We start from the raw sequence: 14,554 nt of genomic DNA, 5'->3' as shown, positions 1-14,554 counted from the left end.
TAATGAAAGAGACAATGACAACGAAAACATATCAACGCACAGAATATCCGCGACCGCAGTATCAACGTAGTGAATGGATAAATTTAAACGGTACGTGGAAGTTCTCCTTCGATGATAATAATATCGGGGAAAAAAGCCAGTGGAATAAGAAACCATCATTTACAGATGAAATACAAGTTCCGTTTACGTATGAGACAAAAGCAAGTGGAATTGGTGAAGAGACATTTCATCCGAATGTATGGTATCAACGATCATTTCAAATTCCTACTGAACATGCTGATAAGCGGACCATCCTGCGTTTTCAAGCATCTGATTACTTGACGAAAGTATGGGTGAACGGCGTATTTGTAGGTTCTCATGCTGGGGGGTATGCTGCATTTTCATTTGATATATCTGATGTAATTACCCTTGATACAGATAATGAAGTAGTAGTCAAAGTCGAGGACAGTCAGAGCTGTTATCAACCGAGAGGGAAACAACGTTGGATCGATCATAATTTTGGTTGTTGGTATGTGCAACAAACAGGTATATGGCAAACAGTTTGGTTGGAATTTCTTCCGGAGACATCAATCGATAATGTGAAAATGACACCGAAATTAGATACGAACGCAGTAGATTTTCAATATCAGTTAAATCGAATGCCAACTGAAGCGTGTCGCATTGAAACAATTATTAGATTCGATGAGGATACAGTAAAACGGTTTTCCATTAACCCCAATCGAAAGGATGAACAGCTGGAAGTGTCGATAGACTCCAACCTTCATGAATGGAGAGTCATGCATTGGACGCCGGAAAATCCTCATTTATATGATGTGACTTTTAAATTGTATGTGGCAGATGCTTTGGTTGATGAGGTCAAATCTTATTTTGGAATGCGAAAGATTTCAATCAAAGGAGATCAAGTATTATTAAACAATTCCCCGATTTATCAAAAACTTTTATTGGATCAAGGTTATTGGACGGATACGATGCTAACTCCACCATCGGATGAAGCGATAATTGAAGATATTGAAAAGACATTAGCAATGGGATATAACGGTGTACGTAAACACCAAAAAGTAGAAGATGAACGATTCCTTTATTGGTGTGATAAAAAAGGATTACTTGTTTGGTCAGAGATGGCAGCAACATATGAGTTTTCTGATGAAGCTGTGGAGAATTTTACAAGAGAATGGCAAGAGATTGTGAAACAACATTATAATCACCCTTCGATTATTACATGGGTGCCATTCAATGAATCGTGGGGCGTGCCACATATTCTTACCGATAAGAAACAACAAACGTTTACCGAAGCAATCTATTATTTAACAAAAAGTCTTGATGATGAACGCCCAGTAATCGTGAATGACGGTTGGGAGCATACAATCTCTGATATCATCGCATTACATGATTACGAAGAAGTAGGTGAAATTTTCTATGATAGATACAAAGATAAAGAGACCATTTTACAAAATAAAATCCCGCATAATAACGGCAAGTATGCTTTTGCACAGGGCTACTTTTACAAGGGCCAGCCAGTAATCATCACCGAATATGGTGGAATTGCTTTTCAAGATGAAAACGGATGGGGATATGGGAACCAAGTATCTACAAAAGAAGCGTTCTTGGAGCGTTTTCAAAATATTACAGATGCCATTAAGAAATTACCGTACGTAAGTGGCTACTGTTATACACAAACAACCGATGTGCAGCAAGAAGTTAATGGTCTGTTGAAAGAAAATAGAGAGCCAAAAATAGATTTAGAGAAAATAAAAGAAGTGAATGATCGATAAAAGCAATAAGGTTGGAGGTAATTGAATGACAAAACGGCCGAATATTATTCTAATACTTGCCGATGACTTAGGTTTCTCTGATTTAGGTTCATTTGGTAGTGAGATTCATACGCCGAATCTAGATCGATTAGCAGAGAATGGATTACGCTTTACACAATTCTATAATTCTGCTCGTTGTTGCCCAAGCCGAGCGTCTATTTTAAGTGGATTGTATCCTCATCAAGCAGGTGTCGGAGAGATGACGGAAGATCAGGAGACACCGGGATATCGCGGGTTTTTAAAAAATCAATGCGTGACATTGGCAGAGGTAGTGAAGCAAGTAGGCTATCGTACGTATTTGTCTGGGAAATGGCATGTAGGAGAGATTGGGCCTACAGAACGCGGGTTTGACGAGTTTTATGGGCTGCTTGGTGGTTTCACAAGTTTTTGGGACCAGTCGGATTATTCTCGACTTCCAAAAGGACGACCAGAAAAGCGTTATAACAACGGAGATTTTTATGCCACAGACGCTATTACAGACTATGCATTAGACTTTATGGAAGATGCTAAAGCAGAGGGTGAACCATACTTTTTATATTTATCGTATAATGCACCGCATTTTCCATTGCAAGCGCCGAAAGAAGAAATAGAAAAATATGAAAAAGTATATCAAGTCGGTTGGGATCATATACGAAAAGAACGCTTAGAAAGAATGAAAAAGCTAGGCATTGTATCAAAGGATACAGAACTGTCACCACGTGCGAAATATTGGAATCGTGATCGGGACATTCAAGGTGTCAATCCAGCATGGGATTCGATTGACCCCGACAGACAACAAGATTTAACGAAGCGCATGGCGATTTATGCAGGAATGATTGACCGTATGGATCAAAATATTGGTAGAGTCTTGAAAGAGTTAGAGAGCAATAATGAAATGGAAAACACACTTATTTTATTTTGTTCAGATAATGGTGCATGTGCCGAATGGGATCCATGGGGATTTGATAATTGGATTACGACATCTAATTTCCTACACCGGAAAGAAGATTTGAATCAAATGGGCGGCCCAGATTCGTATCATAGTTACGGTTCTGGCTGGGCAAATGCGAGCAGTACGCCACTTCAACTATATAAGCATTATAGTCATGAAGGAGGAATTAGCACTCCATTAATTGCGCATTGGCCTACTAAGGTATTAAAAGAAGGTCAAGTTGACCATCGACCAGGTCATTTTATTGATATTATGGCAACATTGGTAGATATCACTGGTGCACCGTATCCAAGTCAATATAACGGTAATCAAATCCTACCAATGGAAGGAGAAAGCTTAGTGCCTGCCTTTGAAGGAGAAAATGTAGCAGAACGTACTTTTTGTTTTGAACATGAACATCATTGTGGCGTTAGAAAAGGAAAATGGAAATTGTCCAAAGTAAGGGAAATGGACTGGGAATTATATGACATCGATAACGACCGAACAGAAATGAATAACATCAAAGATCACTATCCCGAGTTGGTAAAAGAAATGATTAACATTTGGGAAGACTGGGCTGACAGAACAGATGTATACCCAAAAAGAAAAACATAATAAGGAGGGAATCACTACATGAGACCATAGTTCCCGGGGGGATGTCCTAGAATTATGGGTCTTTTTTTGCATAATTACTTTTCAGAGGAATACATTTGTATAGTGTGTTTCATAAGGGATAAACGGAAACAAATTGGGAAATGGAGCAACCATTACATAGACTAACGATTCTTTTTTGGACTTCATATTATTTCAAATTTTAAATCACCTAACCTCAAACTATCTTTATACAGACACCCTTTGATTAACTTAGCGATGATAGGAGAGGAATGAATGGAAAAACGTTTGTTGGTTCGAATGGCAGGATTGTTGTTCATCGCTGTTGCGATGTTCGCTCTAGTTGCTTGTAACAGTGAAGAAACGGTGAAGTATCAGGCTGAAGAAGATGGGATTTTGATTACACTCACCTATACAGCAGAAGATGACAAAGTTGTAAAGCAAGTATCAGAAAGTGAGATAGAATACAGGGCATTGGGAGTTGCGACAAAAGAAGAAGCAGAAGAGCTGTTAGCACCGTTAGCCGAAGATTATCAAAATGTCGATGGCTTAACCCATGAAATTGATTACCAAGATGATAAAGTAGTGGAGAAGGTAACAGTAGATTACAATGAAGCAGATGCAAGTGAAATAGCGGAATTAGAAGGTTCCATGTTTGAAGGAGATCCGTCTGAAGGAATTAGTTTGGAGAAATCAATAGAATTAATTGAGTCACAGGGATTTAAGAAAGTCGAGTAATGGTTCTGTGGTGTAATTGAGTCGCTTATTTAGGTAGGTGATTGTTTTTTAGCTAGGTTTGAATATTGTTTTTAAAACGTTTAATCTTGTTTATCAACCAAACCACAAAAATTATAGTGAATAGAACGTGCCTATCAACCAAACTACAAGCAAATCACAAAAATTGTAGTGATAGAACGTGCCTATCAACCAAACTACAAGCGAACCACAAAAATTATAGTGAATAGAACGTGCCTATCAACCAAACTACAAGCAAACCACAAAAATTATAGTGAATAGAACGTGCCTATCAACCAAACTACAAGCAAATCACAAAAATTATAGTAAATAGACTAGATCTGCTCTAAAACCCCAATATAAATTGTATCTTATAAACAGGAGTTAAACATAAGCACCGAACCAAACAAATAGCAGTACCCTACATGCCTAGGGTGCTGCTATTTTACAATCCACTTCATTATCCTCTATTCGTATTTACACAGATGCATCATAAATGGATTTTACTGCTTTTTGTAGAGATATATTAAATGCTTCATCGGATTGATCGGCATTTAAATCCTGGCTCAATGCACGGGAAAAGCTTGCGATTAAACCGTCGTTTTCTTTTAGTTTTTCATTTGCGACATCAGTCGAGTAGCCGCCTGATAATGCAACAACACGCACTACTCTTGGATGGTCGATAAGCTCTTTATATAAATTTTTCTTTGTTGGAATTGTTAATTTTAACATAACGTTCTGATTTTCACTTAATTGATCGAGATGGTTAAGTATTTCTGTTTTTAACAAGTCTTCGCACTTTTCTTTTTCTGCGCTATGAATGTCTACTTCTGGCTCGATAATCGGAACTAATCCAGCTGCAATAATTTTCTTGCCGATATCGAATTGTTGATCTACGACTTCTTTGATTGCTTCGGGGTTCGCTTTTTTAATTACGGAACGCATTTTTGTTCCGAATATATTACGTTCATTAGCACGTTGTAACGTCTCATCTAAATTATCAATCGGTTTCATTAATTGCACGCCATTCGTTTCTTCAGCGAGTCCTTTATCCACTTTTAGAAAAGGTACAATGCCTTTTTTTTCAGCTAGATAATCCCCTGTATACATGCCTTCAATTTCACGGTCCATCGTCTGTTCAAATAGAATTGCTCCAATAATAAAGTCCGAATCGAACGATGGGGAAGTTATGATTCTTGTACGCATTTCATGAACTAAATCAAACATTTCATCTTCATTGTTGTAGGCATTTTCAGGAATTCCATAAGCTGCAGGTGCCTTCGGTGTACTTCCGCCACTTTGATCCAGTGCTGCGATAAATCCTTTACTATTTTTCATTTGTTCCAATTGCTTTTGGTTCATCACTATCACTCCTTCATATTAGGTATACCCTATTTTGAATATAAATAATTGAGGTTGAAGTAACCTTTCTATACATATCGTAACATTCATGTTTATATGATTATAGCGAGAATTAAAAAATATTGAAACCATTCTTGATGTATAAGCGTACATAACGTAACAACTACAAGGGGGTAGGGAAAAATGAAGGCGATAACGAAAAAAAGAACGAAAGCGTATTTTATTGACTTAGCTATCTCAACGGCAGTTACGATTGGTGTAGAGCAGTTAATGCGGAAGAAAATTAAGAGTGAAGCTGTGCATGCATTGGTCACTCCAACGGTTGTCATGTGGGGATTAGAATACGCACAACTTCGCAGATGTGGGCAAACAATAGGGTATAAACAAACAGGCTTAAAAATAGAAGGGACAGACGGACAAGCCCCGACTCCAAACCAAATTATCAAACGAATGGCTTATCGAGATTGTTTAAGTACATTTAAATATCTTGGGGACCGTAAAGGATTTGAGGGGAAAGATGGTAGTGTGCTTCCTCAAGATACGTATGCGGAAACGGTAGTAAAAGAAGTTTAATATGCCCAAACCATAAGAGAACTATAGTTGGATAAATGAACCGCACATTGTTTACTTGACACGAGGCATTTCACAGTTCAAAATCAATCCAACTATAGTCCTTTTTAGTTCATTCTTATAGTAACGGTCGTTCCCTTATCGACTTCACTGTGTAAGTCTACACTTCCACCATGCGCTTCGATAATATCTCGAGATATCGCAAGTCCTAACCCAGTTCCGCGAATGTTTTCGGTATTGGTACCTCGATAATAACGTTCGAAAATTTGATCGATATCCTCTTTTGCAATACCTTTACCATTATCTAGGATTGTAATTGTCTTGTCAGACAGATGAACCTGTACTTCTACATTTTCATCATTATGCAACATTGCATTATAGATAAAGTTCAGTAACGCGCGCTTCCATAAATGCTGGTCAACATTCCAAATAGAATCATGTGAGTCATTTTGAAAATGAATTTGATCTTTTCCAAGCTGTGGATCATTTAATAAATCAATCACAAGCTCACGGACAAACCGATCCATGTTTGTTTCTTGTTTATGTAGCGGCATCTCATGATTCCGTAATCGCATTGTCAAATTAAAATCATCCAATAATTCTTTCATATACAAGGATTGGCGCTCAATTACTTCAGCATACTCTAACCGTTCATCCGGTGATATATCATCACTACGAAGAAGTTCAGCATAACCTCGAATGGAAGCAAGTGGTGTTTTAATATCGTGGGAAACATTACTCATCCATTCGTTTCGCATCTTCTCCAGTTTGCGTCGTTCATCCTCATGCTGTTGCAAGGTCGCAGATACATCATTTAAGTTCGAAAATACATGTTTAAAAACACCAGGACGTTTTGGTTTCTTTGGCTGGAATTTGCGTTCTTTTAACTCACTAATCCGTTCGATAATCCGATTTACCGGTTTAGTAAGGACGGTACTGAATAGAAAACCGACGATAGCTGCAATAATTAAATCGACAATAATAATTGCGCCGAGAAATTGTGATGCATAAGTGAGAAGTGTAGTTGGATTGAGCATAAACACAGCGCGCTCTTCATTTGAATTCGGTACACCAATCAAGTAACTGTACGCTTCAAATTCTCCGATAAAATACGTATTAAAATTATTGTCCATATACTTATACCTATGGACAAGCTCTATTGGAGTATAATGCGTGGATATATTATCTGGTGTGCGATAGGAAGAGAGAACTTCTCCATTTTCGTCTAAAATTTGTAGCCAAGCACCGAAAGCTTCTAATGCATGTTCTCCTTCTTCAGTGACAGTTGGCTGACCTTCCTCTAATGTAAGGTATTGCGAGAACGAGCGAGTAAAATTTTCTCCAGAGCTATACTCATAATCTTCCACCCCGCCTTGTGTGGATTGATAAATAAGTATTCCAAAAAGAATAATTGTATTGGCAATCAGCACGATAAAGACAATACTTAATATTGATAGCAAATAACGAAAGGTAAGTTTCCATTTCATATTACATCACCTTTTTCTAACTTCCATTTAAAAAACTTCATACAAGGAAAAGCACGCGCTTATTTCGAAAGATAAGAAAGTATAAAAACTAGGAATTACAATCGTTCGTAGGCAGAAACGGCTACGTCCAGCTCCAGCGCCTAGAAACTAGGAGGCTTCACGAGATCGTCATACAATACATCATCGTTTCGTCACTTCACCGTGACCGACCGTCCAAGCACCCTGAAAACAGGGGCGCACTCGCTGCATTTCTAAACGGGCGCTTGCGCCTTTGTTGCTGCAAATCGATAGCCTAATCCTTTTACAGTTTGAATATAACTCGGTTTCGAAGGATTGTCTTCTACTTTTTCTCGAAGTCTGCGAATATGTACCATTAATGTATTATCCGCGCCGTAAAATTCTTCACCCCAGACGTTCCGAAAAAGCGTTTCTTTACTAATAATTTGGTTTGGATTCCGCATGAACGTTGCCATTAAACCAACTTCCTTAGCGGTCAGTTCCAGTACATGGTTATCTTTTTTTACTTCGGTTTCATCTGCATTTATGTCAAAAGGTCCTACAGTTTTTCCTTGGGCAGGTACTTTTTCGATAGCCGCATCTAAGGTATATACACCAGCTCGTCGAAGCTGTGCTTTAACACGATAAGCCATTTCCTTCGGACTAAACGGCTTCGTAATATAATCATCTCCACCGATGGCGAGTCCTAATATTTTATCCACTTCATCCGATTTCGCAGATAAGAAAAGAATGGGAATGCGTGATACTTCTCTTATTTGTCTACACAAATCAAATCCCTCTCCATCAGGCAACATCACATCTAAGATAGCAAGATTTGGTTCAAATGTTTGAAATGTGTTCCAACCCTCTTCTAATGTGCCTGCTGTTTCAATTTCTGAAAAACCTTCTTTGTTGAGCGTTGTTTTCATTAATTGGCAAAGATCCTGTTCATCATCGACGATAAGAATTCGTGGTTTTTCCATACGTATCACCCTTTTCCTTCTTATTATCTACTACTTATTGTGGTTATTATTCGTCCGTGCTAGCTATAATGCTTAACTCTATCTTAACAGGAATTTTCTTGAATAAAACGTTTTTAAGGATTTTGTAAGGTAGACGTGAAGATTGTTTAAGGATGGAGGACTATAGTAAAGGTATACGAAAGAGGTGCATGGATAATGGAATCTTTATTACAAGTAAACAATGTGGAAAAGGTTTACGGTAAAGGTATAAATACGTTTAAAGCTTTAGAAAATATTTCATTTACAATTGATCACGGAGAATTTGTAGGAATAATGGGTCCTTCTGGTGCCGGAAAGTCGACGCTATTAAACGTACTAGCAACAATTGACTCCCCATCAAACGGAGATATTTATTTAGAGAATGATAATATTGCAAAAATGAAAGAAAATCAATTAGCTGATTTCCGTAGAGATCATCTCGGTTTTATCTTTCAAGATTACAATTTACTCGATTCATTAACCGTACGGGAAAATATTCTTTTACCGTTAGCGATAGCGAAGGTTTCTGCGAAAGAGATTAATATAAAAGTAGAAGAACTTGCTAAAGCATTTGGTATCGAAAGTATTCTGGAAAAATATCCATATCAAATTTCCGGTGGACAAAAACAACGAACAGCATCATGCCGAGCGTTAGTAGGGAACCCGAAGTTAATTTTTGCTGATGAACCAACTGGAGCTCTCGATTCCAAATCAGCTACTGATTTACTAGAGAGCTTAAGCACATTAAACATTGAGCAAGAAGCGACAATTATGATGGTGACGCATGATGCATATGCAGCAAGTTTCTGTAGAAGAATTCTATTTATTAGTGATGGAAGATTATCTAAGGAATTGATACGCGGTACTCATTCACGAAAAGAATTCTTCCAAATGATATTAGATGAATTAGCAAAATTGGGCGGTGACGGACATGACACTGTTTGATCTAGCTCTAAAAAACATTCGTCGTAATATGAAAAGCTACGGACTATATATTGGTTCAACAATCTTTTCGATCATTATATTTTTTACCTTCGCAACGTTAAAACATAGCGAAGATATAAGTGGTTTGGCAGAAACATCGAACCAAATTAGTAGTATTATGAGTGCATCCGCATTTGTACTAATGATTTTTGTTGCTATTTTTATTCTCTATTCGAATTCTTTCTTTATGAGAAAACGAAAAAAAGAAGTAGCATTATACTCCTTAATGGGTGTTCGAAAACGCACTATCGGATTTCTATTATTCTTTGAAAATATCGTTATTGGTTTAGTTTCACTCATTATCGGTGTGGTACTCGGTTTCTTTTTGTCACAAGTTTTATTATCTTTGCTATTGAAATTAATGGGCTTGAATATCTCAATTGGCATTGCATTCTCATCAAGTGCAGTCGTAGAAACAATCATTGTATTCTTGATTATATTTCTCTTTACGTCTCTGCAAGGATATCGCGTAATTTATCAATTTAAATTAATAGACTTGTTTCATGCTTCCCATAAAAGAGAAGCATTACCGAAAGCGAGATTGATTGCAGCTTTATTCGGTATAGTGTCATTATTTGTGGCTTACTGGTTAGCATTACAAGATTTAATGACATCCAGTGCATGGCGAATGCTCGGTGTTGCGATGCCTCTTGTTATTATTGGACTAACGGTATTCGGAACTTATCTATTGTTTAATAGTGTCATGGTATATGTACTCCATTTATTAAAAGGAAGAAAGCATTGGGCATGGAGGGGCTTAAATTTAATGACAGCTTCCCAATTATTATATCGAGTTCGTGGAAACGCGAAGACACTGACTATCATAGCGACACTAAGTGCAACTACCATTACTGCAGGTGGCGCGGTATTTGGAACATACTACAATACGGATAAAAATGTAGAGCAATATACACCATTTAGCTTTATGTGGCAAGGTCCTCAAGAAAACTTGGATGAAGGAATTGTGAAAGATTCTATTTCCATTGATACGAAAGATATTCGTGTAACAGAAAACGAAATAGAGAGAGAATATACCGTTATTGATACTACAGCGTTTCAACGATTGGCAGAAGCGTTAGATTGGGATATCGAATCATTGGAATTAGACGAAGATGAGGTTTTGATGGTCGATCCTTTTTACGATGAGCGATGGTCTGAAGAGGTAGAGGAAGTAACACTGAACAATGAAGCACATACAGTCTCTCAATTTTATGGAGATTCCATCTTTAATATATATACAATACCTGGAACAGTGCTCGTCATGAATGAACAAGAATATACCGACTTACAAGCAGATGAATCTACCTATCAAGCCGTGCAATTAACGAATGATAAGGAACATCTTGAGTTATCACAAGAGCTCCAAGCAAAATCGGAAACAGTAGATTTTTCTAGTGCAGTCCAAAACTATCAGGATTCATTAGAAGGTTCAGGAGTGATGTTATTCGTAGGTAGTTTCTTAGGACTCGTTTTTCTAGTGGCTACTGGAAGTGTCATCTTCTTTAAAATTATGACAGAAGCAGAGGATGATAAGGATAAATACACTGTTTTATATAAAATAGGTGTCTCAAAAAGAGAAATGAAGCGTACGATCCGCTATCAAATAGGATTCATATTTATTGCCCCACTTGTACTCGGACTATTACATGGAACAGTGGCACTAATCGCATTCTCGAATCTTTTACAAATGAACCTATGGATACCAGTCACTATTTGGATGGCAGCATATGCGTTTATCTATATTATCTACTATTTCATTACAGTAAGAAGTTTTCAGCAAACCATTCTTATCAGCGGAAAGGAGGTTACGTAAATGAAAAAAATCATTGGTATCTCTTTAATTTTATTAATAGTGTCTGTGGTAATCTTAGCTACAGTTGACTTTAATAGATTTGGGAAAGAAAATGTTTATGTGCAAGTTGGAGCACCATCCTATATGGAAGAAGAAAAGCTTGATTCAGGTGAGATTATGTCAACGTATTGGTACGAACTACCTGCTTATAAAGAAAATGGTAGTGCAGTGAAAGTGGAGTTCTCCGCACAGAAGGAATTAGAACAAGGAGCATACTTGAAATTGTATATAAAGAAAGGGAACCATGTAACTTCTTATGATGAAGTGCAATTAACGCAAATTCCCGGAAAAGCAAGAGAATCATTGTAGGGTAAATTGGCTATGATATCCCGCTTCAGAAATATACTTCGTTTTCCGTGGGCGGCTGGTAAGCCTCCGTTGCTATCGCAATCCGGGGTCTTACCGAGGCCTTCTTCCCACAGGACAAGGAAGACCTTGACAGCATTGCATTGCACGCAGAAAATCGATTTTTGATTTTGAAGGAGTCTACGTATATTTCTTGCGCATGTTCTAGCTAGAATCCATGTTTTATGCAAAACTTTTTATGCCCAATTCATTTATCTTTTGAATAAAGACTCAACCTCTTCTCTGCGTTACATGGTTTTTACAACTTCTTCTTCCAATTCTTGTTGTTTCGCTGTTAGTCCTCGACCTTCATAATTACTCATTTCTTCTTTCCAAGCTTCTTCTACTTCTTTATCAAACTTCACACTAATAATTTCAGAGATATCAGTAATGCGAAGCGCTGCCATTATTGTTACGAGGTGTACAAAATTCACAGATCCCTTTTTACCATTAATAAATTCACTAATTGTTGCCATACGGATGCCTGTTAATTTATGTAATTGAAATTGTGTCATGTTGCGATCTATTAAAATATTATCCAGTTTTATTTCTATTTTATGAGGGTATTTCTGAAGTACTTTCATTATAGTCTCGGTTGTTCTCGCTTGCTGTAAATCAAAATCCATTTTACATATCTCCCACTCATTATTATTTTAGTTATATTTTATTATTGCAAAGATGGGAAAAAAGTGTCAATAGATATAGAACGGATGATAGTCGGTAAATCGGGTTAAACTTCATACAGTAATTCAAAGCATGGAATACTCTTTCCTTTTTTTTATAATCTTTTCTAGGTGAAAACTAAATTTTGTGAGGCAAACATTATTAAGCCAACAATTAATTATTAATTACATTCTTTAATACATGGTCTCTCCCTGTATAGATATGTTCTTGCATTGCAGATTTTGCACGATCGATATCTTTATCTTTAATAGAGTTTAAAATTGTGTTATGTACTTCTAATGATTGATATAGGTGTTCTTCTTTATACCAATAAAAAGATCTGTAGATTAATGGAACAACTACAACCTTATCAATCAATTCTAAGATTTGATTATTGTGTGAAGCAACAAATATCTCATGGTGAAAACCTTGATTCGTCTCTTGGATATTTTTAGTTATATTTAAATCAGAAGCATTGTAACTATAAATTGCCTCTTTATAAGCTATATTTTTCTCTTCCATTCTAGCGATTTGTTCTTCTGTTCTATTTAATGCAGCTTCTCCTGTACCGTAACCTTCTAATAATGCTCTTACATTATAAATTTCTTTGATATCATCAGAAGAAAAACTTCTTACAATTATACCTTTCTTTTTATATGGATGTACTATCCCTTCAGAGATTAATTGTTTTAAAGCTTCTCTAATTGGTGTACGACTAACATTAAAGTACTCAGCTAAATAAGTTTCAGTTAGTCTTTGTCCTTGCTTGAACTCTCCACTAAAAATGGCATTTTTTATAGCATCATACACGTTCATAATTATCTCCTTTTTAAATATATTGTATACAATAATTGATATTACCACAAATAAAAATATTGATATGTAAGCTATTTATAAAATAGAACTAAAGTACTGTTGACTAATTGTATACAATAATGTAATTTTAATTCAAATCAAAATTATTAAAAAATTATAACGATTAGGAGGAATAAATTAATGGATGAGCATCTGCCATTAAAGGGTATACGTGTTTTGGAATTAGGTACGCTTTTAGCAGGACCTTTTTCTGGGAGATTATTAGGAGATTTTGGAGCTGAAGTTATAAAAATCGAAGCTCCAGATAAAGTGGATCCCTTAAGAGATTGGGGAGGAAAAAAAGAAGATGTGGGGCTTTGGTGGCCTATTCAGTCTAGGAATAAAAAGTCGATAACTTTAAATCTACGAGTAACAGAAGGACAAAAGATCTTTAAAGAACTTGTTCAAGAGTCAGACATCATTATTGAGAATTTCAGGCCGGGAACGATGGAAAAGTGGAATTTATCATATGAAGAGCTATCTCAAATAAATCCTAGAATTATAATGGCAAGAACATCTGGATACGGTCAAACTGGACCATATAAAGATAGAGCCGGTTTTGGTAGTGTCGGAGAAGCTATGGGAGGAATCCGTTATGTAACTGGATTTCCAGATAGACCGCCTTCTAGAATCGGGATATCTATTGGGGATACTTTGGCTGCTTTATTTGCAACTATTGGAATACTTACTGCTTTAAATGAAAGGCATACTTCTGGGAGAGGGCAAATCGTAGACACGGCAATATACGAATCTGTTTTTTCGGTAATGGAAAGTTTGGTCCCCGATTATCTTTTGGCAAACTATGTTAGAGAACGTATGGGGAATATTCTACCAAATGTAGCACCTTCCAATATATATTATACAAAAGATGAGACTTATATTGTAATTGGTGCAAATTCGGATTCAGTATTTAAGCGTCTCTGTAAGGCGATGGGAAATTCTTCTCTATGTGACCATCCAAAATTTAATTCACATATAGCTAGAGGGGAAAACCAGCATGAATTAGACAGCATCATTGAAAAATGGACAAAAGAGAACGAATCAAAAGTTATTTTAGAATTATTACATGAGTATGGTGTACCCTCCGGATTAATTTATTCTATAGAAGATATTGTAAAGGATCCTCATTATAAAGAAAGGGAGATGATTATTGAAAAAAATCATCCGAAATTAGGTAAATTCCCAATGCCTGGAGTAGTTCCGAAATTAAGCAGGACACCGGGCGAAGTTAGAAAAGTAGGTGCAGAGACAGTGGGTAAAGACAATGAAGACATATATCAAAGGTTATTAAATTACGATGATGACCAGTTAAGTATCTATAAAAGCAATAAAGTGATTTAAATGTAAATTATGTAATCGCTTACAAAAAG

At 36.6% G+C, this 14,554-nt stretch carries 13 protein-coding genes; 8 read left to right on the top strand and 5 right to left on the bottom strand.

Going from position 1 to position 14,554, the window contains the following annotated elements; all coding sequences use genetic code 11:
- Nucleotides 1-2: 2 nt before the first annotated feature.
- The 3 genes from AQ616_RS01740 (at nt 3) to AQ616_RS01730 (ending at nt 4,071) form a co-directional block, all read left to right on the top strand.
- The gene (locus tag AQ616_RS01740) at nt 3-1,772 is read left to right on the top strand and encodes a glycoside hydrolase family 2 protein (RefSeq protein ID WP_084822413.1); all 1,770 of its coding nucleotides are present in this window, start codon (nt 3-5) and stop codon (nt 1,770-1,772) included.
- A 25-nt stretch (nt 1,773-1,797) separates the two neighbouring features.
- Complete coding sequence (locus AQ616_RS01735; RefSeq protein WP_069684871.1) at nt 1,798-3,336, top strand: arylsulfatase; 1,539 nt, start codon at nt 1,798-1,800, stop codon at nt 3,334-3,336.
- Nucleotides 3,337-3,609: 273 nt separating this feature from the next.
- Entirely contained in the window at nt 3,610-4,071 is a 462-nt protein-coding gene (locus AQ616_RS01730; RefSeq protein ID WP_017798487.1) for a YehR family lipoprotein, read from the top strand.
- Nucleotides 4,072-4,545: 474 nt separating this feature from the next.
- Here AQ616_RS01730 and AQ616_RS01725 read toward each other — a convergent pair whose 3' ends face one another.
- On the bottom strand, nt 4,546-5,430 hold the full coding sequence (locus AQ616_RS01725) for a fructose bisphosphate aldolase (protein WP_069684870.1): 885 nt from the start codon (nt 5,428-5,430) through the stop codon (nt 4,546-4,548).
- A gap of 183 nt (nt 5,431-5,613) precedes the next feature.
- On the opposite strand from AQ616_RS01725, the gene AQ616_RS01720 reads away from it, so the two are divergent.
- Nucleotides 5,614-6,003 carry an RDD family protein gene (locus tag AQ616_RS01720; RefSeq protein ID WP_069684869.1) on the top strand — a complete coding sequence of 130 codons (390 nt, stop codon included), beginning with the start codon at nt 5,614-5,616 and terminating at the stop codon, nt 6,001-6,003.
- A gap of 104 nt (nt 6,004-6,107) precedes the next feature.
- Here AQ616_RS01720 and AQ616_RS01715 read toward each other — a convergent pair whose 3' ends face one another.
- Nucleotides 6,108-7,487: a sensor histidine kinase gene (locus AQ616_RS01715; RefSeq protein WP_069684868.1), complete on the bottom strand. Its 1,380-nt coding sequence runs from the start codon at nt 7,485-7,487 to the stop codon at nt 6,108-6,110.
- A 251-nt stretch (nt 7,488-7,738) separates the two neighbouring features.
- Complete coding sequence (locus AQ616_RS01710) at nt 7,739-8,467, bottom strand: response regulator transcription factor (protein ID WP_069684867.1); 729 nt, start codon at nt 8,465-8,467, stop codon at nt 7,739-7,741.
- Nucleotides 8,468-8,662: 195 nt separating this feature from the next.
- On the opposite strand from AQ616_RS01710, the gene AQ616_RS01705 reads away from it, so the two are divergent.
- The 3 genes from AQ616_RS01705 to AQ616_RS01695 are packed head-to-tail and all read left to right on the top strand — an operon-like array spanning nt 8,663 to nt 11,630.
- Entirely contained in the window at nt 8,663-9,430 is a 768-nt protein-coding gene (locus AQ616_RS01705) for an ABC transporter ATP-binding protein (RefSeq protein ID WP_017798482.1), read from the top strand.
- Nucleotides 9,417-11,282: an FtsX-like permease family protein gene (locus AQ616_RS01700; protein WP_069684866.1), complete on the top strand. Its 1,866-nt coding sequence runs from the start codon at nt 9,417-9,419 to the stop codon at nt 11,280-11,282. The genes AQ616_RS01705 and AQ616_RS01700 overlap by 14 nt, the downstream gene beginning before the upstream one ends.
- Nucleotides 11,283-11,630 carry a YxeA family protein gene (locus AQ616_RS01695; RefSeq protein ID WP_017798480.1) on the top strand — a complete coding sequence of 116 codons (348 nt, stop codon included), beginning with the start codon at nt 11,283-11,285 and terminating at the stop codon, nt 11,628-11,630. It abuts the gene before it with no gap.
- 284 nt (nt 11,631-11,914) lie between these two features.
- Here AQ616_RS01695 and AQ616_RS01690 read toward each other — a convergent pair whose 3' ends face one another.
- Entirely contained in the window at nt 11,915-12,292 is a 378-nt protein-coding gene (locus tag AQ616_RS01690) for a helix-turn-helix domain-containing protein (protein WP_017798479.1), read from the bottom strand.
- A 211-nt stretch (nt 12,293-12,503) separates the two neighbouring features.
- Nucleotides 12,504-13,145 (bottom strand): GntR family transcriptional regulator, encoded by a 642-nt coding sequence (locus AQ616_RS01685; RefSeq protein WP_017798478.1) that lies wholly within the window; start codon nt 13,143-13,145, stop codon nt 12,504-12,506.
- Between the two features lie 180 nt (nt 13,146-13,325).
- Between AQ616_RS01685 and AQ616_RS01680 the strand changes: the two genes are divergently transcribed.
- A complete protein-coding gene (locus AQ616_RS01680) occupies nt 13,326-14,525 on the top strand; it encodes a CaiB/BaiF CoA transferase family protein (RefSeq protein ID WP_017798477.1) in 1,200 nt (399 codons plus the stop codon).
- Nucleotides 14,526-14,554 lie beyond the last annotated feature (29 nt).

The organism is Oceanobacillus sp. E9, from assembly GCF_001741975.1.
GTDB lineage: Bacteria > Bacillota > Bacilli > Bacillales > Amphibacillaceae > Oceanobacillus > Oceanobacillus kimchii.
The sequence above is the reverse complement of the archived record's forward strand: the minus strand, read 5'-3'. Positions and strand labels throughout refer to the sequence as shown.